The sequence below is a fragment of the Mycobacterium sp. Aquia_213 genome (assembly GCF_026625985.1).
Lineage (GTDB): Bacteria > Actinomycetota > Actinomycetes > Mycobacteriales > Mycobacteriaceae > Mycobacterium.
In genome coordinates this window covers 1,794,788-1,816,231 of sequence record NZ_CP113116.1, presented here as the reverse complement: position 1 = coordinate 1,816,231, position 21,444 = coordinate 1,794,788, and the positions used below count along the sequence as shown (strand labels likewise).

Here is a 21,444-nt window from a genome sequence, read left to right as displayed (position 1 = left end):
AGCGCCGCTCCTCTCCCCCGCGCGCGGGAGGTGCCCCCACATCGCAGTTTCGCTCTGCATCGTCGCCGTCGCGCGTCATGCGTTAGCTCCAACCGTTGCTGCCGCCATTCTGGCGACCATCGCCTTGTCTTGCTCGATTTCGGCCAGTGTTCCCGCCAGCGCGGCCCGGATAACCCGCCCGATTTCGTCGGCCAAAAACGCCAGGCCCTGAACCTTGGTGACCGACTGGACGTCGACCAAATACTTCGCCCGCAGCAGCATCGCCAACTGGCCCAAGTTCATTTCCGGCGCCACCACCATCGGGTAACGCCGCAGCACGTCGCCGAGGTTCGCCGGGAACGGGTTGAGGTAGCGCATATGGGCGTGCGCGACCTTGATGCCCTTACGCCGGGCGCGCCGGCAGGCCTCGCCGATCGGGCCGTACGAACTGCCCCAGCCGATCAGTAGCAGCTCCGCGTCGCCGGTCGGGTCGTCGACCTCCAGGTCGGGAACCGAGATGCCATCGATCTTGGCCTGGCGTATCCGGACCATGAGGTCGTGGTTGACCGGCTCATAAGAAATCGCGCCCGAACCGTTCGCCGCTTCCAGGCCACCGATCCGGTGTTCCAGGCCGGGAGTGCCCGGGATGGCGAACTGGCGGGCCAGCGTTTCCGGGTCGCGGGCATAAGGCTGGAAGGGCTCGTCCGGCTTGGCGAAGGTGTGCTGGATCTGCGGCAGCGAGTCGACATCCGGTACCTGCCACGGCTCCGAGCCGTTGGCGATTGCGCCGTCGGACAACAGGATCACCGGCGTGTGATAGGACACCGCGATGCGCACCGCCTCGAGAGCGGTTTCAAAGCAGTCGGACGGCGACCGCGGCGCCAGCACCGCCACCGGCGACTCACCGTTGCGGCCGAACAGCGCCTGCAGCAGGTCGGCCTGCTCGGTCTTGGTGGGCAGACCGGTCGACGGCCCACCGCGCTGCACGTCGACGATCAGCAACGGCAGCTCGGTCATCACGGCGAGCCCGATCGCTTCGGACTTCAGCGAAATCCCCGGCCCCGACGTGGTGGTCACGCCAAGCGCACCTCCGTAGGAGGCGCCGATCGCGGCGCAGATGCCGCCGATCTCGTCCTCGGCCTGGAAGGTGATCACGTTGTAGTTCTTGTGCTTGGACAGCTCGTGCAGGATGTCCGACGCCGGCGTGATCGGGTAACTGCCCAGCACAACCTGAAGGTCGGCAACCTGACCGGCCGCGATGATGCCGTAGGCCAGCGCTGTGTTGCCGGAGATCTGGCGGTATTCGCCGGTCGGCAGGGTGGCCCGGGACACCTCGTAGGTGGTGCCGAAAGCCTCGGTGGTTTCGCCGTAGTTCCAGCCGGCCTTGAGCGCGAGGACGTTGGCCTCCGCGACGTCGGGCTTGCGGACGAACTTCTCCCGGATGAAGTTCTCGCTGGTCTGGATCGGTCGGCCGTACATCCACGACAGCAGGCCCAGCGCGAACATGTTCTTGGCGCGCTGCCCGTCTTTCTTGGTCGCGCCGATCGTCTCGACAGCGCCGAGCGTCAGCGTGGTCATCGCGACGGAATGCACGACATAGTCGGACAGCTCGTCGGTCTCCAGCGGGTTTGCTACGTAACCCACCTTGCTCAGGTTGCGCTTGGTGAATTCGTCGGAGTTCGCGATCACCATTCCGCCGCGCGGCAGGTCGCCGATGTTCGCCTTCAACGCGGCCGGATTCATCGCAACGAGCACGTCCGGCCGGTCGCCGGCGGTCAGGATGTCGTAGTCGGCGATTTGGATCTGGAAGGACGAGACCCCGGGCAATGTGCCTGCGGGGGCTCGGATCTCGGCGGGATAGTTCGGCTGGGTCGCCAGGTCGTTGCCGAACAGCGCGGCCTCCGTCGTGAACCGGTCACCGGTCAGCTGCATGCCGTCGCCGGAGTCGCCGGCGAATCGGATGACGACCTGTTCCAGGCGTTGACGGCCCGACGACCCGCCATGAGAATCTGACCCGGCTCCACTGCCGTTCAAATCCACGTCTCCGCCTTCCATTTGTTAACCGGACAGGCACTCTGCCGAAGCTTCAGGTTACGCGCCATCAAAGGAGTCCCCACGCTCATATGATTGTATGAGACTGGTAGTACCAATTATTGCATTGGTTTTCGGGTCAGAAGGACGTCTGTGGCTGCGCATACTTACCAATATCTTAGACAAAATGCGTAGTCAGCGAGGGCTACCGGCGAGTACGACACAAAACTGTGGTTTTGGTCACGTCACCGCGAGGCGTATTGGCACGCCGCAATCGATAGATCATCCCGCGCGGCGTTCGCCGATCATCGTCTCGGGCATAGCGACCAAATACAGCACAAACCCCGCCCCGGCTACCACACCCAGCGCCAGGAAAGCGACGTTGTAGCTTGCCGCGACGACGATCGCGCCCGCCACGTAGTTGGACACCGAGGCACCGATACCCAATGCGGCCGAGACCGCCCCGAGACTGACGTTGAACCGGCCGGTCCCGTGCGTCACGTCCTGCACGACGAGGGGGAACAGCGCACCGAAGATTCCTGCGCCTACCCCGTCGAGCAGCTGAACACCGACGAGCCAATACGAATTGCCCGACAGCGTATAGAGAAAGCCGCGAGCGGCCAGAACTCCGAATCCGAACAGGAAGATCGGCTTGCGCCCCCATATATCGGCCTTCGCTCCCGCGATATAGGCGACCGGCACCATCACCACTTGCGCCGCGACGATGCAGACGGCCATCAGCGCGGTCCCCACATCCTTGTTGTGCAGCGCAAGCAGTTGGCCTACCAGGGGCAGCATCGCCGCGTTCGCGAAGTGAAACGCGATGACCGTTAGCGCGAAGATCATCAACCTGCGGTTGCGCCACAGCACACTCATTCGCGACGGCTGGCCATGCTGCGCGCCAAGCAGGTGATCCATGCCGCGCGCCACGTCATGGTCGATGGCATCGCGCGGGACACTCAGGGTCGCCGCAACGCTGGCGGCCGCCATCAGCCCGAGCACCCAGAACACGACCACCGGCCCAAAGAAGTACGCCAAACCCGCGGTAATGGCTGCGGCCGTCGCGTTCCCGGCGTGGTTGAACGACTCGTTGCGGCCGATTCGTCGGGCAAAAAGTCGCGGTCCGACCATACCGAGGGTGATCGCGGCCAGTGCCGGCGCGAAAACCGAGCCGGCGATCCCGGTCAGGGCCTGCAGCACCGAGATCGAGGAGAAGCCGGGGAACAGCGGCATCGCCAACGAGGCGACGGTGACGGTCGACGCACCGGCGATTATCAGGGCCCGCTTGGCCGTCGTGTTATCGACCAACGCGCCCACCGGTGCCTGCGCGAGGATTCCGCCCACACCGCCGATCGCCATCACGAAGCCGATCGATTCCTGGTCCCAATGCTGGGTCAGCAGGAGGTAGATCGACAGGTACGGGCCCAGCCCGTCCCGAACATCGGCAAGCAGGAAGTTCAGCAGGTCGAGCGAACGCGCCAACCGCGGCGAAATATCGAGGTCGTCGGAGTCTTTCAGGGACTTACCCGACCGTGAGAGGTGCTCGGGCTAGGCGCTCTTGTCGCGGCGCTCGGTGCGCGACGGCTTGCGCGGCACAATCGTCGGCAAGACGTTGTCCTGCACCGTTTCCTTGGTCACGACCACCTTGGCGACGTCGTCGCGGCTCGGGATGTCGTACATCACCGGCAGCAGGACCTCTTCCATGATGGCGCGCAAGCCACGGGCTCCGGTGCCGCGGTGAATCGCCTGGTCGGCGATCGCCTCGAGGGCGTCGTCGCTGAACTCCAGCTCCACGCCGTCCATCTCGAACAGCCGGGTGTACTGCTTGACCAGCGCGTTCTTCGGCTCGGAAAGGATCTTGACCAACGACTCCATGTCGAGGTTGGTAACCGAGGCAATGACCGGGAGCCGGCCGATGAACTCGGGGATCAGGCCGAACTTGATCAGATCCTCGGGCATCACGTCACTGAAATGGTCGGTGGTGTCGATCTCAGCCTTGGAGCGGACCTCGGCGCCGAAGCCCAGGCCGCGCTTGCCGACGCGCTCGTAGATGATCTTCTCCAGGCCGGCGAACGCACCCGCGACGATGAACAGCACGTTGGTGGTGTCGATCTGGATGAACTCCTGGTGCGGGTGCTTGCGGCCGCCCTGCGGGGGAACCGACGCCTGGGTGCCCTCCAGGATTTTCAGCAGGGCCTGCTGCACGCCCTCGCCCGAGACGTCGCGAGTGATCGACGGGTTCTCGCTCTTGCGGGCGATCTTGTCGACCTCGTCGATGTAGATGATGCCGGTCTCGGCACGCTTGACGTCGTAGTCGGCGGCCTGGATCAGCTTGAGCAGAATGTTCTCGACGTCTTCACCGACGTAACCGGCCTCGGTCAGGGCGGTGGCGTCCGCGATGGCGAACGGCACGTTAAGCATCTTGGCCAGGGTCTGGGCCAGGTAGGTCTTGCCGCAGCCGGTGGGGCCGAGCATCAAGATGTTGGACTTGGTCAGCTCGACCGGCTCGCACCGGGAGTCACGACCCTTCTCGCTGGCCTGAATCCGCTTGTAGTGGTTGTAGACCGCGACGGCCAGCGTGCGCTTGGCGGTGTCCTGCCCGATGACGTAGCCCTCGAGGAACTCTCGGATCTCAGCAGGCTTGGGCAGCTCGTCGAGCTTGACGTCGTCGGCGTCAGCAAGCTCCTCTTCGATGATCTCGTTGCAAAGATCAATGCACTCATCGCAGATGTAGACGCCCGGGCCTGCAATGAGCTTCTTAACCTGCTTCTGACTCTTTCCGCAGAACGAGCACTTCAGCAGATCACCGCCATCTCCGATGCGCGCCATGGTGCCTCAGTGCCTACTTCCCTGTTCGACGTACGTCTTAACCTGCCGCATGTGTTCCCCCGACGCTACCCGCTAGCTTGGGCCCGCCGCGAGCATTAGCGCCGAATCGCGTCGGTGGTATTCATGCCTGTCCGAAAACATATAGCCCCACAACCCCCGTCGCTGGCTGAGACGCGCTTTCCGTGTCTTTGGCGTGTCGCGGTCGTTACCCGACCGAGGCTGCTGACGCCATACGGGCTGGTTGCCAGGCCACCACCATACAGTGGCGCAGTGGGATTGGCTGCGGGAATTTTCAAGGCGGGCGAATCCGTGCTGATCAGCGACGGCGGCCTGGCCACCGAGCTGGAAGCACGCGGTCACGACCTGTCCGACCCGCTGTGGTCGGCGCGGCTGCTGTCGGATGCCCCGGAGGAAATCGTCGCGGTGCATGCCGCCTTTTTTCGGGCCGGCGCCACGATCGCGACGACCGCCAGCTACCAGGCATCGTTCGAAGGCTTTGCGGTCCACGGCTTTGACCGCGACCAATCAATCGAATTGTTGTGCCGCAGTGTCGAACTCGCCGGGCTGGCACGCGACGAGACCGGCGCCAGCGGCCTTCTCGTCGCCGCTTCGGTCGGACCGTATGGCGCGGCGCTGGCCGACGGATCCGAATACCGCGGACGCTACGGCCTTTCCGTTGCGGCGCTGACGCGCTGGCATCGGCCGCGACTGGAGACCCTGGCCGCGGCGGGCGCCGACGTGCTGGCGTGCGAAACCGTGCCCGATGTCGACGAAGCCGAAGCCCTGGTCGAGGTGGTGCGGACGGTCGGTGTGCCGGCCTGGCTCAGCTACACGATCGACGGGACGAAGACCCGTGCCGGCCAACCGCTCGCCGAGGCGTTCGCGGTGGCCGCCGGCATCGACGAGATCGTCGCGGTCGGCGTCAATTGCTGCAGCCCCGACGACGTGCTGCCGGCCATCGAGATCGCGTCGGCGATCGGGAAGCCGGTGATCGTCTACCCGAACAGCGGCGAACGATGGGATGGTCGCCGGCGCCAATGGACGGGCCGGCCACGGTTCGCCGCCGAGCTGGCGCGGCAGTGGATCGCGGCCGGCGCGCGCATCGTCGGCGGATGCTGCCGGGTCGGGCCGAACGACATCGCCGCGCTGGCGGCAGTCGCAAAAAGCGGTTAGGCGTTCTGCGCGGAGAGCTTCCGGTACTCGAGAACGGTGTCGATGATCCCGTAGTCCTTGGCACCTTCGGCGGTCAGGATCTTGTCCCGGTCGGTGTCCTTGCGGATCACCGCGGCGTCCTTGTTGGTGTGACGGGCCAGCGTGGTCTCCATCAGCGTGCGCATCCGCTCGATCTCGGCGGCCTGGATCTCCAGGTCGGAGAACTGCCCCTGGATCACGCCTGATAGCGACGGCTGATGGATCAGTATCCGTGCGTTCGGCAGCGCCATCCGCTTGCCCGGTGTTCCGGCGGCCAGCAGCACCGCGGCCGCCGACGCGGCCTGCCCCAGGCACACCGTCTGGATGTCGGCCCGCACGTACTGCATCGTGTCGTAAATCGCCATCAGCGAGGTGAACCCGCCACCGGGCGAGTTGATGTACATGGTGATGTCGCGGTCCGGGTCGAGCGACTCCAGCACCAGCAACTGGGCCATGATGTCGTTCGCCGACGCGTCGTCGACCTGCACGCCGAGGAAGATGATGCGCTCCTCGAACAGCTTGTTGTACGGGTTCGACTCCTTGACGCCGAAGCTGGAGTGCTCGATGAACGACGGCAGGATGTAGCGCGCCTGGGGTTGGGTTTCGGGGTTCATCGGGCTTCTCCATTGGTGATGTGCGCAGCGCGGGTGATGATGTGGTCGACGAAGCCGTATTCCAGGGCCTCCGGCGCGGTGAACCAGCGGTCGCGGTCCGAATCCGCCTCGATGCGCTCGATGGGCTGACCGGTGAATTCCGCGTTGAGCCGGAACATCTCCTTCTTGATGACGGTGAATTGCTCGGCCTGGATCGCGATGTCGGCCGCGCTGCCCGTCACGCCGCCCAGCGGCTGGTGCATCAGGATGCGGGCGTGCGGCAGCGCGTAGCGCTTGCCCTTGGTCCCCGCCGCCAACAGGAACTCGCCCATCGAGGCGGCCATGCCCATCGCGTAGGTGGCGATGTCGCACGGCGCCAGCACCATAGTGTCGTAGATTGCCATCCCCGCGCTGATCGATCCGCCCGGGGAGTTGATGTAGAGGTTGATGTCTTTGTCACCGTCCTCGGCGGCGAGCAGCAGAATCTGCGCGCACAGCCGGTTGGCGACCTCGTCGTTCACCTCCGAACCCAGGAAGATGATGCGCTCGGAGAGCAAGCGCTCATAGACCGAGTCCGTGAGGTTGAGACCCACCGAATTCGAACGCATATCACTCACGACTGGGTTACCTGCTTTCTTTCAGATCTGTACTGACGACACTAACCAACCGAGCCCGCCGTTTCGCGGCCGCGCACCCCCGAAACGGGCGCGTTCGCTCACAGCGTCAATGTTGGGTCATTCCTCGCTGGACTCATCCGCCGCGTCGTCTGCGTCTTCGGAGTCCTCGCCGTCGGCGTCGTTCTTCGTGCGGTCCGGGAAGAACTCGCTCGTGTCGATGGCGTTACCGTCGGTGTCGGTGACCGTTGCCTTCGAGACCACCGCGGCGATCGCCAGACCGCGTCGCACATCGGCGAACATGGCCGGCAGCTGGTTGTTTTCCTGAAGGTAGGAGAACAGCTGTTGCGGCTCGATGCCGTACTGCCGCGACGTCGCCACGAGTCGCTCGGTCAGGTCGTCCTGGCCGACCTGGACCTCCAGCTCATCGGCCAGCGCGTCGAACAACAGCTGCCGTTGGACGTCCTTCTCTACCGCGCTGCGCGTCTCGGTTTCGAACTCCTCGCGCGTCTTGCCCTGTTCGGCGAGCACCTCGGCGAACTTGGCTTCGTCGTGGTTGACGCTGTCGATGGCGCCGTGCATCGCGCTGTCGAACTGCTCGGCGACGATGCCCTCCGGCAGCGGCACGTCGACCTGCTCGAGCAGCGCGTCCATCGTGGCTTCCTGGATCTTGCCCGCTTGCTCGGCGCGCTTGAGGTTGCCCACCTGGTCGCGCAGGCTGGTGCGCAGTTCCTCGATGGTGTCGAATTCGCTTGCCAATTGCGCGAATTCGTCATCGGGCTCCGGCAGTTCGCGTTGCTTGATCGTCTTGACGGTGACGGTGACCTGCGCGTCGGAGCCGGCGTGTTCGCCGGTCGCCAGCTTGGCGGTGAATTCCTTGGACTCGTCGACCGACAGGCCGACGATCGCATCGTCGAGGCCTTCGATCAGCCGGCCGGAGCCAACCTCATGCGACAGGCCCTCCGCGGCGGCGCCCGGAATTTCCTCGCCGTCGATCGTCGCCGACAAGTCGATCGACACGAAGTCACCGTCGGCAACCGGGCGATCCACCCCGGTCAGGGTGCCGAACCGGGCCCGCAGCGACTGCAGCTCGGCGTCGACGTCGTCGTCGCTGACCTCGATCGGATCCACCGACACCTTCAGCGCGCTGAGGTCCGGGAGGGTGATCTTGGGGCGGACGTCGACCTCGGCGGTGAAGGCGAGGTCCTCGCCGTACTCCTTTTTGGTCACCTCGATCTCGGGGCGGCCGATCGGGTGCACCTCGGTCTCGGTGACCGCTTGTCCATATCGGGTGGGCAGCGCCTCGTTGACGACCTGGTCGAGCATCTCCTCGCGGCCGAAGCGGGCCTCCAGCAACTTCATCGGCACCTTGCCGGGCCGGAACCCGGGCAGCCGGACCTGCCTGGCCAGCTCCTTGTAGGCGCGCTGGAAGTCGGGCTCGAGTTCGGTGAAAGGCACCTCCACGTTGATGCGCACCCGGGTGGGGCTCAACTGCTCGACGCTGCTCTTCACGGGTGTGCTCCTAGTTCTTTGTATCGGCGGTGCGGCGCGGTCTTGGTCGGGGTGACAGGATTTGAACCTGCGGCCTTCCGCTCCCAAAGCGGATGCGCTACCAAGCTGCGCTACACCCCGCGCTGACCTCGCGATCCTACGGCCCGACGGCGTCGGCCCAACAACGACCTCGCAGACCTAACAGAGCGATCACAAGACCGCGTCGATTAGATTTGATGTTCGCCGCCAGATACAGTCACGCTCGACTAATGCATGCGGGCGTAGCTCAATGGTAGAGCCCTAGTCTTCCAAACTAGCTACGCGGGTTCGATTCCCGTCGCCCGCTCGGGGTAAGTGCTGCTCCACAGAAAGGCGCCATGAGCGACCTGAAAACGGACGCTGACATCAAAGGCTCATGCGCGTCCGAGTTCGTCGGAGTACGCAACGCGTTCGAGAGCAACTTCGCCCAGCAAAGCGAGCAAGGCGCGGCCGTCGCCGTATGGGTCGACGGGGACCTCGTCGTCAATCTCTGGGGCGGCTGGGCCGACACGGCCGGCACCCGGCCCTGGCAGCAGGACACCCTGACCACGGTGTTGTCCGGCACCAAGGGCCTGTCGGCCACCTGCGTGCACCAACTCATCGACCGCGGCGAGCTGGACCTGCACGCGCCGGTGGCCCGCTATTGGCCCGAGTTCGGCCAGGCGGGCAAGGAAGACATCACCTTGGCCATGGTGATGTGTCACCGATCCGGCGTGATCGGACCGCGCGCCCCGATCACGTGGCAACAGGTCTGCGACTGGGATTTCGTCTGCGACCAGCTGGTCACCGCCGAACCGTGGTGGGAGCCCGGCACCGCGCAGGGCTATCACATGACGACGTTCGGCTTCATCCTCGGCGAGGTGTTCCGCCGGGTCACCGGCCGCACGATCGGCCAGTACCTGCGCACCGAGATCGCCGAACCGATGGGCGCCGACGTCCACATCGGGCTGTCCGACGCCGATCAGCTCCGTTGCGCCGAACGGGTGAACAAGCCACACATGCGGGATCTGCTCACGAACATCCCCAGCCACCCCACCACGCTGGCCGATCACCCCAAGGCCGGCCTGTCGGTCGCCATGGGGTGGGCCCCGGACGACGAGGTCAGCTCCTACGACCTCGACCTGTGGCGCCGGCTCGAGTTCCCCGGCACCAACGGCCAGGTGTCGGCCCTCGGGTTGGCCACGTTCTACAACGCGCTCGCCCAGGAGAAGTTGCTCAGCCGCGAGCACATGGACCTGATCAGGGAATGCCAGGGCGGCCTGGACACCGACCTGGTGCTCGGCCCCCGGGTCGCCGACCACGGCTGGGGCCTGGGCTACATGCTCAACCAGCGGTGCGTCAACGGACCTAACCCGCGGATCTTCGGCCACGGCGGGCTGGGCGGCTCCTTCGGGTTCGTCGACCTGGAGCACCGCATCGGCTACGCCTATGCGGCCAATCGTTTCGACGCCACCAAGGCCAACGCGGACCCACGCAGCCTCGCGCTGAGCAACGAGGTCTACGCCGCGCTGGGCGTCGACGTCTCCTGACCCACTCGAGATAACCGCGCCCTGCCGAAAAATGCCGGCAGGGCGCAGTTGTTGAAGTGGGCTTCTATCAGGGGTGCCAGCCCGGAGGCGGCGGCGGTCCCCACGGCGGAGGCGGCGGTCCCGGGGGACCCCAGCCGGGGCCCCCGGCCGGTCCGGGCGGGTTCCAGCCCCCGGGCCCATAGCCGGGAGGCCCACCACGCCAGTCATGGCAGCCGTTCCAGTCCCAGTTGTTGCCCCAGCCCGGATCCCAATACTCACCCGGGCACCACTGCGGGAAGGGGCCCGGCTGCGCTTGAGCGTCTGCGGCGACGCCCACACCGGCCAGACCCACTGCGGCCCCGGCCAAAATCGTTGCAGCAAAACGCGGAATTGTTTTCACGAGGCACGTCGTACCCGAGAGCCCGACCGCCCAAACTGTAGACGCCAGCGTTTCTTCCTGTCAGTTTCCTGTCAGTTCAGCCGTGTCGCTCATTTTTGACACGTCGGGCACCAGAACACATTTCGCCCTTCGAGCACCGCGGTGCGGATGGGGTCCCCCGATACGCGACACGGCTCACCGGTGCGCCGGTACACATAGGTGCGGGGCCGGTCGGGCGCGTAGGACGGCGGGCCGTGATCGTGCTCGGGCCGAACCACGACGATCTTGCCGCCCCGCAAGCCGACCTTCATCAGGGCCACCAGATCGGTCCAGGCCGCGGCGAACTCCGCCTCGCTGACTCCCCGGCCGGGCCGGTATGGGTCGATGCGATGCCGGAACAACAACTCACTGCGGTACACATTTCCCACCCCGGCGATGACGGTCTGGTCCATCAATAGTGCACCAATAGGCCTGCGGGACTTGGTGATTCGATTCCACGCCCACGCCGGGTCGGCGTCGCTGCGCAGCGGGTCGGGACCCAGCTTGGCCACGACTTCGCTAACCTGAGCCTCGTCGATCACCTCGCACACCGTCGGGCCGCGCAAGTCGGTTCCGTACTCGGCGCCGACCATCCGCATCCGCACCTGCCCGACCGGGTCCGGAAGCGCGTCGGAGCGTTCCCATTCGGTGAAAGTGCCGTAGAGACCGAGATGCACGTGCACGATCGGGCCGCCGGCGTAGTGATGGAACAGATGCTTGCCCCAGGCGTTCGACTTGCGCAGCACGTGGCCGTCGACGGCGGCCGCCGCCTCGGCGAAGCGGCCCTGCGGGCTGGACACGGCGACGGGCGCACCGCCGAAGCGCCGCTGGTGCAGCCGGGCCAAGCGGTGCAGGGTATGCCCTTCGGGCACAGAGACCCCCAGTGGTCCTTAAGCCGGTGCGCCGGGCACCGGCGGGGCTTGGTGGGTGCGCTCGTACTCGTCGAGAATGTCGATACGCCGTTGGTGGCGTTCGGCTTTCGACCATGGCGTGGTGAGGAAGGCGTCGACGAACGTCAGCGCCTCGGCCACGGTGTGCATCCGGCCGCCGATGCCGATCAGCTGTGCGTTGTTGTGCTGTCGCGCCAGCGATGCGGTCTCGACGCTCCAGGCCAGCGCGCAGCGGGCGCCCGGCACCTTGTTGGCCGCGATCTGTTCGCCGTTGCCCGATCCCCCGATCACGATGCCCAGGCTTTCGGGGTCGGCCACCGTGCGCGTTGCGGCGTCGATGCAAAACGCGGGGTAGTCGTCCTCGGCGTCATAAGTGAAGGCGCCGCAATCGATCGGCTCGTGTCCGGTTTTCTTCAGGTGCTCGATGATCTCTTGCTTGAGCTCGAATCCAGCGTGGTCGGAACCCAGGTAGACGCGCATGACCGCAATCCTTACCCGGTGCGCTCAGCGACGCAACGCGCGGGGTGTCACGTCGCGCAGCGATGCAAGGTCAATCGAACTCGGGCTTTTCCTGGCGCGACCGCTTGAGCTCGAAGAAATGCGGATAGGCCGCGAAGGTCACCGAGGCGTCCCACAACTTGCCGGCCTCCTCGCCGCGCGGGATCCGCGACAGCACCGGTCCGAAGAACGCCACACCGTTGACGTGGATGGTCGGCGTACCGACGTCCGGACCGACCGCGTCCATGCCGGCGTGGTGGCTCTTGCGCAGCGCCTCGTCGTAGGCGTCACTGTCGGCGGCGGCGGCCAGCTCGGCGGGCAAACCGGTCTCGTCGAGCGCCACCTTGACGACGTCTTCGAGTTCCTTGTTGCCCTTGTTGTGAATCTGGGTGCCCATCGCCGTGTAGAGCGGGGCCAGCACCTCGGCGCCGTGGGCCTGCTCAGCGGCGATCGCCACCCGCACCGGACCCCAGGCCCGCTTCATGTTCTCGCGGTACTCCTCGGGCAGGTCTTCGCGGTTCTCGTTGAGCACCGCAAGGCTCATGACGTGGAAGTTCACGTCGATGTCGCGAACCTGTTCGACTTCGAGAATCCAGCGCGACGTGATCCATGCCCACGGGCACAGCGGGTCGAACCAGAAATCGGCTTGGCTTTTCGCGGGGGCCTTCTCGGGCATTGCACAGTCCTCTCCGGACGAGATCGGGAACGGTTAGAACACCGTCCAACACAACCGTAGTCGCCGCGCGCGTGTTCCCGGTCCGCGCTGTCAGCTCGCGACGCTACTAAGTTGGACGGGTGGCCCTTCCTAACCTCACCCGCGACCAAGCCGCCGAACGTGCGGCTCTGATCACCGTCGACAGCTACCAAATCAACCTCGACGTCACCGACGGTAACGGCGGGCCCGGCGAACGAACATTCCGCTCCACCACCACCGTGGTGTTCGACGCACTCGCCGGCGCCGACACGGTCATCGACCTGTCCGCCGAGACCGTCCGCAGCGCCACCCTCAACGGGCGCGACGTGGACGTCTCCGGATACGACGAGTCCACCGGCATCCCGTTGCGCGGACTGGCCGGCCGCAACGTCGTCGTCGTCGACGCCGACTGCCGCTACTCCAACACCGGCGAGGGACTGCATCGCTTCGTCGACCCGGTCGACAACGAGACCTACCTGTACTCGCAGTTCGAAACCGCCGACGCCAAGCGCATGTTCGCCTGCTTCGACCAACCCGACCTCAAGGCCACGTTCGACCTGCGGGTGGCCGCGCCGGGGCATTGGAAGGTGATCTCCAACGGCGCCACCACCTCGGTCGACAACGGCGTGCACAGTTTTGCGATCACGCCTCGAATGAGTACCTATCTGGTGGCCTTGATCGCGGGCCCGTATTCGGAGTGGAACGACTCCTACAGCGACGAGCATGGCGAGATCCCGCTGGGCATCTTCTGCCGTACCTCGCTGGCCCAGCACATGGACGCCGAGCGGCTGTTCACCGAGACCAAGCAGGGATTTAGCTTCTACCACAAGAACTTTGGGGTGCCGTACGCGTTCGGCAAGTACGACCAGCTGTTCGTTCCCGAATTCAACGCCGGCGCAATGGAAAACGCCGGCGCGGTGACCTTCCTCGAGGACTACGTCTTCCGCAGCAAGGTCACCCGCGCCTCCTACGAACGGCGCGCCGAGACGGTGCTGCACGAGATGGCGCACATGTGGTTCGGCGACCTGGTCACCATGACGTGGTGGGACGACCTGTGGCTCAACGAATCGTTCGCCACGTTCGCATCGGTCCTGTGCCAGGCCGAATCGACCGAATACACCTCGGCGTGGACGACCTTTGCGACCGTCGAGAAGTCGTGGGCCTACCGCCAGGACCAACTGCCGTCTACGCACCCCATCGCCGCCGACATCCCCGACCTGCACGCGGTCGAGGTGAACTTCGACGGCATCACCTATGCCAAGGGCGCCTCGGTGCTCAAGCAGCTGGTCGCCTACGTCGGGCTGGAGCACTTCCTGGCCGGGCTGCGCGACTACTTCCGTACGCACGCATTCGGCAACGCCACCTTCAGCGACCTGCTGTCCGCGCTGGAGCAGGCGTCGGGCCGCGACCTGTCGAATTGGGGCCAGCAGTGGCTGAAGACCACCGGGCTGAACACGCTGCGCGCGGAATTCGACACCGACGCCGACGGGAAGTTCACCCGGTTCGTGGTGGCGCAGAGCGGCGCGGCTCCGGGGGCGGGTGAGACGCGGGTGCACCGGCTGGCGGTCGGGATCTACGACGACGACGGCTCCGGCAAGCTGGTGCGGGTGCACCGCGAGGAGCTCGACGTCGAGGGAGCCGAGACGGAAGTCCCTGGGCTGGTTGGGGTTTCGTCCGGGCAGCTGATTCTGGTCAACGATGACGACCTGACCTATTGCTCGCTGCGACTGGATGCCCGGTCGTTGCGGACCGCGCTGGAGCGCATCGCCGACATCGCCGAGCCACTGCCCCGCTCGCTGGTGTGGTCGGCGGCGTGGGAGATGACCCGTGAGGCCGAACTGCGTGCCCGCGATTTCGTCACCCTGGTCTTGGGTGGTGTGCAGGCCGAGACGGAAGTCGGTGTGGCACAACGGCTGCTGCTGCAGGCGCAGACGGCGCTGGGCGCCTACGCCGAGCCGGGCTGGGCCCGTGAGCACGGCTGGCCGCAGTTCGCCGATCGGGTGCTGGAGCTGGCCCGCGCGGCCCAACCGGGATCGGATCACCAGCTCGCCTTCGTCAACACGCTGTGCTCGTCGGTGCTGTCCGACCGGCACATCGCGGCGCTGGCCGACCTGCTCGATCGCGACCCGTCCGAATTGGGCCTGGCAGGCCTCGAGATCGATACCGACCTGCGCTGGCGCATCGTGACCGCCCTGGCCACCGCCGGGGACATCGACGCCGACGGGGTCGAGGCGCCGTTCATCGACGCCGAGGTGCAGCGCGACCCGACGGCGACCGGCAAACGCCACGGCGCCCAGGCCGCCGCGGCCCGCCCGCAGCTCGAGGTCAAGGAGCAGGCTTTCGTCACCGTGGTCGAGGACGACACCGTGGCCAACACGTCGGCCCGCTCGATCATCGGGGGCTTCGGGGCGCCCGGCCAGGGTGAGTTGCTCAAGGCATTCACCGCACGCTATTTCCAGGCCATCCCCGGCGTCTGGGCGCGGCGCTCCAGCGAGGTCGCGCAGACCGTGGTGATCGGGCTGTACCCGTCATGGGATATCAGCGAGCAGGGCATCGCCGCCGCCGACGAATTCCTGTCCGCGCCGGACTCCGAGGTGCCGCCGGCCCTGCGCCGCCTGGTGGTGGAGGGCCAGGCCGGGGTCAAGCGGGCGCTGCGGGCCCGCACCTTCGACACCGAGAGCTAGCGTCGGGGACGACTACTGCACCGTTTGGTCGGTGACCGTCATCTCGAAATCGCCCGCCCCCCAGGCCGACATGAAGGTGGCGATGGGCACCTGCTCGTCACGGCCCTCGTCGCTGCCGCTGTCATTGATATGCGCGACGCCGCTGGCCTCGTCCACCCCGATCACGACGACTTCGTGGTCGCCTTCACTGGGCTTGTGACCTTCCCAGATGGTGCCGCTGCTGACGGGGACCATCACCGCGTGCCGCGACCCGAGAGCCGCCTCCAGGGCGCTCAACGCCGCGTGCCCCTTGGCATCTTCGGACGTGGTGCCGTGAATACCGTAGTGCGCCAACAACACCCCGATGTCTCGGGTGTCGACGCCATCGCCGTCGACGTCGGTGTACACCGTGGCTCCCGCTCCGGTGACGCTGGGGATCTTCTGGGCCACGTCGATGATCTGCTGCTCGCTCGGCAGCTGGCCGCTGACTTGGCCGACCACGTCGGCTACCGACATCAGCACGCAATTGTTGCCGTATGACTGCGGGGCCCAGTACTGGGCGGCTTTGGCGGGGTCACCGTACCTACCGCCGGGGTCGGCCACGGCCGACGCGATGAGCATCGGCCTTGAGCCGCCGACACCGGCGGGTGCGGTAAGGACCACGAGGGCCACCACCGCGACGCGCAGCCCCTTCGCCGCGACACGCGACGGCAATCCCCCCATGCGGTCGAACTAGGCCCGGGTGATCCCGGCGCTGAGCACGCGGATCGCGCTCACCAGGCCGTCGACCAGGTGGCCCTGCTCGAACGCCGACGAAGCCGCGGCCACGCCCAGCGGGGCGGCCGACTCGGCGCCACGGCCGCGGACCTCCGAGCCGTAAACCACCTCGATCACGGCTTGGTCGGGCGAGACGGCCAGCAGCACCGCGTTGTTCGGCGTCGGCACGTCGGCCAGGATCTCGCGAGCCCGGGCCGCGGTGTCGCTCCCCAGATCGCCGATGTAGATGGCGAACCGCGTCATCGACTGGCGCGAGCCGTATTTCAGGGCGTCGTCGATCGCGACGAGGTCCTTGATGGGGAAGGGGTAGTGCACCGACAGCTCACCGGGCTCGGTGACGCCGGACACCCGTCCGCTGGTGGTGATCGCAAAGCCCGCCGGCAGCGCGGCGGGCGCTTTCGTCGCTACCTCACCATGTGCCACTGGCGCCACCTCCGACTGAGAATTCCGATGCGTGGTGCCCGTGTGAGTGGCCGACGAATTCGTCGGTGGCAGCCCACAGAACCGGCGGATGCGTCCACGATTCGGACATCTTGTAGGTCGCGGGGTGCGGCCCCTTGCGCGACCAGATCAGCGCCGCCAGCACGATCACCAGCAACGCCGGGATTCCAACCAAATACAGGTGAATCTCCATAGCGCTCACGACGGAAACCGTATCCCACCGAGCGATCCCACGGCGCGCTTGGACACAAGATTTGCGGTCAGGCCGCGCCCTCGCCGAGGTACCGAACCCAGGACGGATCCATTTCCTTGACCGTGGACAGCAGTCGCCAGTGCTGTCCAGTCGGCGGAAGCGGCGCCCGGCGCAGTGACCAACCGAGTTCGGCGAGCAGCTTGTCGCCCTTGCGGTGGTTGCATGTCGAGCAGCAGGCGACGCAGTTCTCCCAGGAATGGCCGCCGCCGCGGCTGCGCGGCACCACGTGATCGACGGTGTCGGCCTTCGCTCCGCAGTAGGCACAGCAGAACCGGTCGCGGTGCATCAGCGCGGCGCGGGTCATCGGGACGCGGGCCCGGTACGGGACCCGGACGTAGGACCGCAACTGGATCACCGACGGCACCACGATCGACTCGCTCGCCGAGTGGATGATCGGTCCGGTGGGATCGTGGTGCACCACGTCAGCCTTGCCGCAGATCACCATCACGATCGCCCGCCGCATCGGCAGCGCGGTCAGCGGTTCGTAAGTGGAATTCAGCAGCAACACCCGGCGGCGGCTCCAGATCGAAGCGCTTTCGTGCCGGTTGGGCGGATGGGTGTCGACGCTGTGCAGGGACGGCGCGGTTGCGGGACCGGTCAACCCTGCCGCGGCCCCGGAACTTCGGTGGCTGCGGCGTCTCTTGCCCTGCGCCATAAATCCTCCGCCGATAGTCCACCATGATTCGCCGCCGATCGCACGCCTATTGCTGGTGCGCGCCGTGACCAGCCGGTTAACAGAAAGGAGCGGTCGGGGCCTGCCTGATGTCGCTGCGCCGCGGATGCACCACAATGGCAGGTGATGGAACAGGTACAACAGTCCTTCTACGATGCCGTCGGCGGTGCCGAGACCTTCAAGACGATCGTGGCGCGCTTCTACGCGCAGGTCCCCGAGGACGAGATCCTGCGCGAGCTGTATCCCTTGGACGACCTACAAGGCGCCGAAGAGCGGTTGCGCATGTTTCTCGAGCAGTACTGGGGCGGCCCGCGCACCTACTCCGACCAGCGCGGACACCCCCGGCTGCGGATGCGCCACGTGCCGTTCCGGATCACCCCGATCGAGCGCGATGCGTGGCTGCGGTGCATGCAGACCGCCGTCGCGTCGATCGACTCAGCAACTCTTGACGACGAGCATCGCCAAGAGTTGCTCAACTATCTTGAGATGGCTGCCCACTCACTGGTCAATTCGCCCTTCTGATTCCCGAACCGAACGGAGCAGTATGAGCCCCGCAGCATGGTGGTCGAACGCGGTTTTCTATCAGGTCTATCCCCGGTCATTCGCCGACAGCAACGGCGACGGCGTAGGCGACATCGACGGAATCGTCGCCCATCTGGATCACCTGGAGCGGCTGGGGATCGACGCGATTTGGCTCAGCCCCGTCACCGTCTCCCCGATGGCCGACCACGGCTACGACGTCTCCGATCCCCGCGACATCGACCCGTTGTTCGGCGGGATGCCCGCGATCGAACGGCTGATCGACGCGGCCCACCAGCGCGGGATCAAGATCACGATGGACGTGGTGCCCAACCACACCAGCTCCGAGCACCCGTGGTTCCAGGCCGCGCTGGCCGCCGGCCCGGGCACCGACGCGCGAGAGCGGTACCACTTCCGCGACGGCAAAGGGCCCGACGGGGCGCTGCCGCCGAACAACTGGACGTCGGTCTTCGGCGGGTCCGCCTGGGAGCGGGTGGTAGAGCCCGACGGCAATCCCGGCCAGTACTACCTGCACCTCTTCGACACCCACCAGCCGGACCTGAACTGGGACAATCCCGACGTCTTCGACGACTTCGAGGCGTCCCTGCGGTTTTGGCTGGAGCGTGGGGTGGACGGCTTCCGCATCGACGTGGCACACGGGATGGCCAAGCCGGCCGGCCTGCCCGACGCGAAAGAAGCCGTCAAGGTGTTGAGCCACAGCGACGACGACCCGCGCTTCAACAACCCGGCCGTGCACGACATCCACCGCAAGATCCGCAAGATCGTCGACGAGTACGACGGCGCGGTGACCATCGGCGAGGTGTGGGTGATGGACAACATGCTCTGGGCCGAATACCTGCGGCCCGACGAACTGCATCTCGGCTTCAATTTCCGGCTGACCAAGGTGGCCTTCGACGCCGGCCAGGTCCACGATGCCGTCCAGAATTCGCTGGAGGCCACCGCGATCTACGACTCCGTTCCGACCTGGACGCTGTCCAACCACGACATCGACCGTGAGGTCACCCGCTACGGCGGCGGCGAGATCGGGCTGCGCCGGGCGCGGGCGATGGTGATGGCGATGCTCGCCCTGCCGGGCACGGTGTTCATCTACAACGGCGAGGAGCTCGGGCTGCCCGACGTGCTGGACCTGCCCGAAGAGGTGCTGCAGGACCCGACCTGGGAACGGTCCGGGCACACCGAGCGGGGCCGCGACAAGGTCCGGGTGCCGCTGCCGTGGTCGGGCGAGGCTCCCCCGTTCGGGTTCTCCAGTTCGGCCGACACCTGGTTGCCGATGCCGGCCGATTGGGCGTCGCTAACGGTGGAAAAGCAGGACGCCGATCCCGACTCGACGTTGGCGTTTTTCCGCACGGCGCTCAAATTGCGCAGGGAGCGTGCCGAATTCGACGGCGGCGAGCTGGAGTGGCTGACCGCAACGGACGAAGCGCTGGTGTTCCGGCGCAAAGCGGGCGGTCTGCTGTGCGCGCTGAACACCGGAAAACGTCCGATGGCACTGCCCCCCGGCGAACTCATTTTGTCCAGTGCGCCATTGGTCGACGGTCAGCTGCCGACCGACGCGGCGGCCTGGCTGGTCTAGCTCTTCCGTCAGCAGCCGATTCGCGCCGCGGCCCGCGCTCCTCTATATGTGGTACATGGCAGCGTATGCGTGGGCAGTCGTCGGAGCCGGCCCCGCCGGAATTGCCGCGGTGGGAAGGCTTTTAGACCACGGCGTCGCGGCGGAGAAGATCGCCTGGATCGATCCCGCTTTCGCGGCAGGCGATCTCGGCCAGAAGTGGCGCGCGGTGTCGAGCAATACCATCGCCGAAACCTTCCTGAACTTCCTGAATGGCTCTGCGGCGTTTCGGTTCTCGGAGGCACCGCCGCTGCCACTGCACGATGTCGACCCGGACGATACCTGTGCCCTCGACCTGGTCGCCGACCCGCTGGTGTGGATCACTGCTCACCTGCGTGAGCGGGTACACGTGCTTCAAACAACAGCGACATCGCTTTTGTTGGCCAATAGGCAATGGAGAGTCGAAACGGAGCAACAAGAAGTCGTCGCCGACAATGTGATCCTCGCCGTCGGCGCGGTGCCCAAGAAGCTTGCGTATCCCGGCCTCGACGAGATTCCGGTGGACGTAGCCCTGGATCCCGACCGGCTAGCCGAGCAGTCGCTCGACGGTGCGACGGTGGCCGTCTTCGGCTCGTCGCACTCGTCGATGATCGTGCTGCCGAATCTGCTGCGCCATCCCGTCGAACGCGTGATCAACTTCTACCAGGGCCCACTGAAATACGCTGTGTATCTAGATGATTGGATTCTGTTCGACGACACCGGCCTCAAAGGCCGGGCGGCCAGCTGGGCTCGGGAAAACATCGACGGCGTCTATCCGGATCGACTGGACAGGTGCTGGGTATCCAGCCCGGAATTCGACGACAAACTCGCGCAATGCGACCGCGTGGTCTACACCGTCGGCTTCGAGCGCAGAAAGCTGCCCGAGACGCCGCAGTGGGGCCCACTCGACTACAACAAGAGAAACGGAATCCTTGCCCCGGGACTCTTCGGGCTGGGCATCGCGTTTCCCGAATATGCCGAAGATCCATACGGGTTCGGGCAATACCGGGTGGGGCTCAAGAAGTTTATGGACTACCTGGATGCCGTTTTGCCGTTGTGGTTGCTTTACCGGACCTGACGCACCGCTCAGCGCAGCACCAGCGCCGCCTCGCCGCGACGGCGGTACACCGAGCCGAAGCGCGCGTCGAGACGCAACCACGCCGGAAGTGTCCGAACGCGGATCATTTCGCTCGCGTCGATTGCATCCCTTGACTGCGGCAGGAAACCCATTGCGGTCAAAGCGAACACACAACGCATCGGTAGCCCCACGCTGGTGTCGGCCGAGCTGACCCGGATCACCTCCTGGTCGAGCAGCGAAGCCGGCGGACCGTGCGAGCTGCTGTGCTCCTTGGCCAGCCGGGCGCCTTCTTGCGCCAGGTCCATCATCACCTGGGCCGGCACGTCGTCGAGGTAGGTGAAGCCGGATTCCGGCGGCAGCGCGGTGCGCCACGACGAGTCCATCGCGAAACCCGGATCGACGTATCCGGTGTCGTCCATCGCAGCCAGGCCGCGCGCCAACCCATCCGCTCCGACCGTCATGTCATCGGGGCGCACCTTGCCCACCACCACCCGACTGGCCAGCACGTCGAAACCCGTTGCCATCCAGGCTGTTAGCAAACCGGGAGATCGAGTCCGGAGCCGAACGACCGCGGCGTCGTCAAGGTGCAGCGCACGGTCGACGAACGCAGCCAGGTCGGCGCGGTGGGCCTCCATCGATGCCGGGCCCAGCCACAA

General features: G+C 66.1%; 21 protein-coding genes and 2 tRNA genes. 7 read left to right on the top strand and 16 right to left on the bottom strand.

Features of this window, described 5'->3' with window-relative positions; translation table 11 throughout:
- Positions 1-75: 75 nt before the first annotated feature.
- From LMQ14_RS08630 to clpX, 3 genes are all read right to left on the bottom strand, one after another.
- Positions 76-2,019: a 2-oxoacid:acceptor oxidoreductase subunit alpha gene (locus LMQ14_RS08630; protein WP_267734337.1), complete on the bottom strand. Its 1,944-nt coding sequence runs from the start codon at positions 2,017-2,019 to the stop codon at positions 76-78.
- A 273-nt stretch (positions 2,020-2,292) separates the two neighbouring features.
- Positions 2,293-3,504, bottom strand: a complete 1,212-nt coding sequence (locus tag LMQ14_RS08625; protein ID WP_420714670.1) for an MFS transporter — start codon at positions 3,502-3,504, stop codon at positions 2,293-2,295.
- 54 nt (positions 3,505-3,558) lie between these two features.
- Complete coding sequence (clpX, locus tag LMQ14_RS08620; protein WP_267734336.1) at positions 3,559-4,839, bottom strand: ATP-dependent Clp protease ATP-binding subunit ClpX; 1,281 nt, start codon at positions 4,837-4,839, stop codon at positions 3,559-3,561.
- Between the two features lie 288 nt (positions 4,840-5,127).
- On the opposite strand from clpX, the gene mmuM reads away from it, so the two are divergent.
- The gene (mmuM, locus tag LMQ14_RS08615) at positions 5,128-6,012 is read left to right on the top strand and encodes a homocysteine S-methyltransferase (protein WP_267735414.1); all 885 of its coding nucleotides are present in this window, start codon (positions 5,128-5,130) and stop codon (positions 6,010-6,012) included.
- Here the strand turns inward: mmuM and clpP2 are convergent.
- The 4 genes from clpP2 to LMQ14_RS08595 all read right to left on the bottom strand — a co-directional run bounded on the left by clpP2 (position 6,009) and on the right by LMQ14_RS08595 (position 8,869).
- Entirely contained in the window at positions 6,009-6,644 is a 636-nt protein-coding gene (gene clpP2 / locus LMQ14_RS08610) for an ATP-dependent CLP protease proteolytic subunit ClpP2 (RefSeq protein WP_267734335.1), read from the bottom strand. The two genes, mmuM and clpP2, sit on opposite strands and share 4 nt — an antisense overlap.
- Positions 6,641-7,231, bottom strand: a complete 591-nt coding sequence (locus LMQ14_RS08605) for an ATP-dependent Clp protease proteolytic subunit (RefSeq protein WP_267735413.1) — start codon at positions 7,229-7,231, stop codon at positions 6,641-6,643. Before LMQ14_RS08605 ends, clpP2 begins: the two co-directional genes overlap by 4 nt.
- Before the next feature lie 126 nt (positions 7,232-7,357).
- Positions 7,358-8,749 carry a trigger factor gene (gene tig / locus LMQ14_RS08600; protein ID WP_267734334.1) on the bottom strand — a complete coding sequence of 464 codons (1,392 nt, stop codon included), beginning with the start codon at positions 8,747-8,749 and terminating at the stop codon, positions 7,358-7,360.
- A 43-nt stretch (positions 8,750-8,792) separates the two neighbouring features.
- Positions 8,793-8,869, bottom strand: a tRNA-Pro gene (locus tag LMQ14_RS08595).
- A 134-nt stretch (positions 8,870-9,003) separates the two neighbouring features.
- On the opposite strand from LMQ14_RS08595, the gene LMQ14_RS08590 reads away from it, so the two are divergent.
- Positions 9,004-9,074, top strand: a tRNA-Gly gene (locus LMQ14_RS08590).
- Between the two features lie 31 nt (positions 9,075-9,105).
- On the top strand, positions 9,106-10,296 hold the full coding sequence (locus LMQ14_RS08585) for a serine hydrolase domain-containing protein (protein WP_267734333.1): 1,191 nt from the start codon (positions 9,106-9,108) through the stop codon (positions 10,294-10,296).
- A gap of 67 nt (positions 10,297-10,363) precedes the next feature.
- Here LMQ14_RS08585 and LMQ14_RS08580 read toward each other — a convergent pair whose 3' ends face one another.
- The 4 genes from LMQ14_RS08580 to LMQ14_RS08565 all read right to left on the bottom strand — a co-directional run bounded on the left by LMQ14_RS08580 (position 10,364) and on the right by LMQ14_RS08565 (position 12,757).
- The gene (locus LMQ14_RS08580; RefSeq protein WP_267734332.1) at positions 10,364-10,675 is read right to left on the bottom strand and encodes a hypothetical protein; all 312 of its coding nucleotides are present in this window, start codon (positions 10,673-10,675) and stop codon (positions 10,364-10,366) included.
- 89 nt (positions 10,676-10,764) lie between these two features.
- Complete coding sequence (locus tag LMQ14_RS08575; RefSeq protein WP_267734331.1) at positions 10,765-11,565, bottom strand: Fpg/Nei family DNA glycosylase; 801 nt, start codon at positions 11,563-11,565, stop codon at positions 10,765-10,767.
- Positions 11,566-11,583: 18 nt separating this feature from the next.
- Positions 11,584-12,063: a ribose-5-phosphate isomerase gene (locus tag LMQ14_RS08570; protein ID WP_267734330.1), complete on the bottom strand. Its 480-nt coding sequence runs from the start codon at positions 12,061-12,063 to the stop codon at positions 11,584-11,586.
- A gap of 70 nt (positions 12,064-12,133) precedes the next feature.
- Positions 12,134-12,757 (bottom strand): DsbA family protein, encoded by a 624-nt coding sequence (locus LMQ14_RS08565; RefSeq protein ID WP_267734329.1) that lies wholly within the window; start codon positions 12,755-12,757, stop codon positions 12,134-12,136.
- Positions 12,758-12,876: 119 nt separating this feature from the next.
- Between LMQ14_RS08565 and pepN the strand changes: the two genes are divergently transcribed.
- Positions 12,877-15,459 (top strand): aminopeptidase N, encoded by a 2,583-nt coding sequence (gene pepN / locus LMQ14_RS08560; protein ID WP_267734328.1) that lies wholly within the window; start codon positions 12,877-12,879, stop codon positions 15,457-15,459.
- A 12-nt stretch (positions 15,460-15,471) separates the two neighbouring features.
- On the opposite strand, the gene LMQ14_RS08555 is transcribed toward pepN, so the two are convergent.
- The 4 genes from LMQ14_RS08555 to LMQ14_RS08540 form a co-directional block, all read right to left on the bottom strand.
- Positions 15,472-16,161: a hypothetical protein gene (locus tag LMQ14_RS08555; protein ID WP_267734327.1), complete on the bottom strand. Its 690-nt coding sequence runs from the start codon at positions 16,159-16,161 to the stop codon at positions 15,472-15,474.
- A gap of 9 nt (positions 16,162-16,170) precedes the next feature.
- Complete coding sequence (locus LMQ14_RS08550; protein ID WP_267734326.1) at positions 16,171-16,638, bottom strand: DUF5130 domain-containing protein; 468 nt, start codon at positions 16,636-16,638, stop codon at positions 16,171-16,173.
- Positions 16,625-16,849 carry a hypothetical protein gene (locus LMQ14_RS08545; protein WP_267735412.1) on the bottom strand — a complete coding sequence of 75 codons (225 nt, stop codon included), beginning with the start codon at positions 16,847-16,849 and terminating at the stop codon, positions 16,625-16,627. Before LMQ14_RS08545 ends, LMQ14_RS08550 begins: the two co-directional genes overlap by 14 nt.
- Before the next feature lie 67 nt (positions 16,850-16,916).
- Positions 16,917-17,564, bottom strand: a complete 648-nt coding sequence (locus LMQ14_RS08540) for an HNH endonuclease (protein ID WP_267734325.1) — start codon at positions 17,562-17,564, stop codon at positions 16,917-16,919.
- Between the two features lie 144 nt (positions 17,565-17,708).
- On the opposite strand from LMQ14_RS08540, the gene LMQ14_RS08535 reads away from it, so the two are divergent.
- The 3 genes from LMQ14_RS08535 to LMQ14_RS08525 are packed head-to-tail and all read left to right on the top strand — an operon-like array spanning position 17,709 to position 20,788.
- Entirely contained in the window at positions 17,709-18,104 is a 396-nt protein-coding gene (locus tag LMQ14_RS08535; protein ID WP_267734324.1) for a globin, read from the top strand.
- Positions 18,105-18,126: 22 nt separating this feature from the next.
- On the top strand, positions 18,127-19,695 hold the full coding sequence (locus LMQ14_RS08530) for a glycoside hydrolase family 13 protein (protein ID WP_267734323.1): 1,569 nt from the start codon (positions 18,127-18,129) through the stop codon (positions 19,693-19,695).
- Between the two features lie 55 nt (positions 19,696-19,750).
- Positions 19,751-20,788, top strand: a complete 1,038-nt coding sequence (locus tag LMQ14_RS08525; RefSeq protein ID WP_267734322.1) for an FAD-dependent oxidoreductase — start codon at positions 19,751-19,753, stop codon at positions 20,786-20,788.
- Between the two features lie 8 nt (positions 20,789-20,796).
- Here the strand turns inward: LMQ14_RS08525 and LMQ14_RS08520 are convergent, their stop codons facing one another.
- Positions 20,797-21,423, bottom strand: coding sequence for a hypothetical protein (locus LMQ14_RS08520; protein WP_267735411.1), 627 nt, complete (start codon positions 21,421-21,423; stop codon positions 20,797-20,799).
- Between the last annotated feature and the right edge of the window lie 21 nt (positions 21,424-21,444).

Coding starts and splice junctions, on each gene's coding strand:
- clpX (WP_267734336.1), bottom strand. CDS start 4,839: ATGGCGCGCATCGGAGATGGCGGTGATCTGCTGAAGTGCTCGTTCTGC.
- clpP2 (WP_267734335.1), bottom strand. CDS start 6,644: ATGAACCCCGAAACCCAACCCCAGGCGCGCTACATCCTGCCGTCGTTC.
- LMQ14_RS08605 (WP_267735413.1), bottom strand. CDS start 7,231: ATGCGTTCGAATTCGGTGGGTCTCAACCTCACGGACTCGGTCTATGAG.
- LMQ14_RS08585 (WP_267734333.1), top strand. CDS start 9,106: ATGAGCGACCTGAAAACGGACGCTGACATCAAAGGCTCATGCGCGTCC.
- LMQ14_RS08570 (WP_267734330.1), bottom strand. CDS start 12,063: ATGCGCGTCTACCTGGGTTCCGACCACGCTGGATTCGAGCTCAAGCAA.
- LMQ14_RS08565 (WP_267734329.1), bottom strand. CDS start 12,757: ATGCCCGAGAAGGCCCCCGCGAAAAGCCAAGCCGATTTCTGGTTCGAC.
- LMQ14_RS08555 (WP_267734327.1), bottom strand. CDS start 16,161: ATGGGGGGATTGCCGTCGCGTGTCGCGGCGAAGGGGCTGCGCGTCGCG.
- LMQ14_RS08545 (WP_267735412.1), bottom strand. CDS start 16,849: ATGGAGATTCACCTGTATTTGGTTGGAATCCCGGCGTTGCTGGTGATC.
- LMQ14_RS08540 (WP_267734325.1), bottom strand. CDS start 17,564: ATGGCGCAGGGCAAGAGACGCCGCAGCCACCGAAGTTCCGGGGCCGCG.
- LMQ14_RS08535 (WP_267734324.1), top strand. CDS start 17,709: ATGGAACAGGTACAACAGTCCTTCTACGATGCCGTCGGCGGTGCCGAG.
- LMQ14_RS08530 (WP_267734323.1), top strand. CDS start 18,127: ATGAGCCCCGCAGCATGGTGGTCGAACGCGGTTTTCTATCAGGTCTAT.
- LMQ14_RS08525 (WP_267734322.1), top strand. CDS start 19,751: ATGGCAGCGTATGCGTGGGCAGTCGTCGGAGCCGGCCCCGCCGGAATT.
- LMQ14_RS08520 (WP_267735411.1), bottom strand. CDS start 21,423: ATGGAGGCCCACCGCGCCGACCTGGCTGCGTTCGTCGACCGTGCGCTG.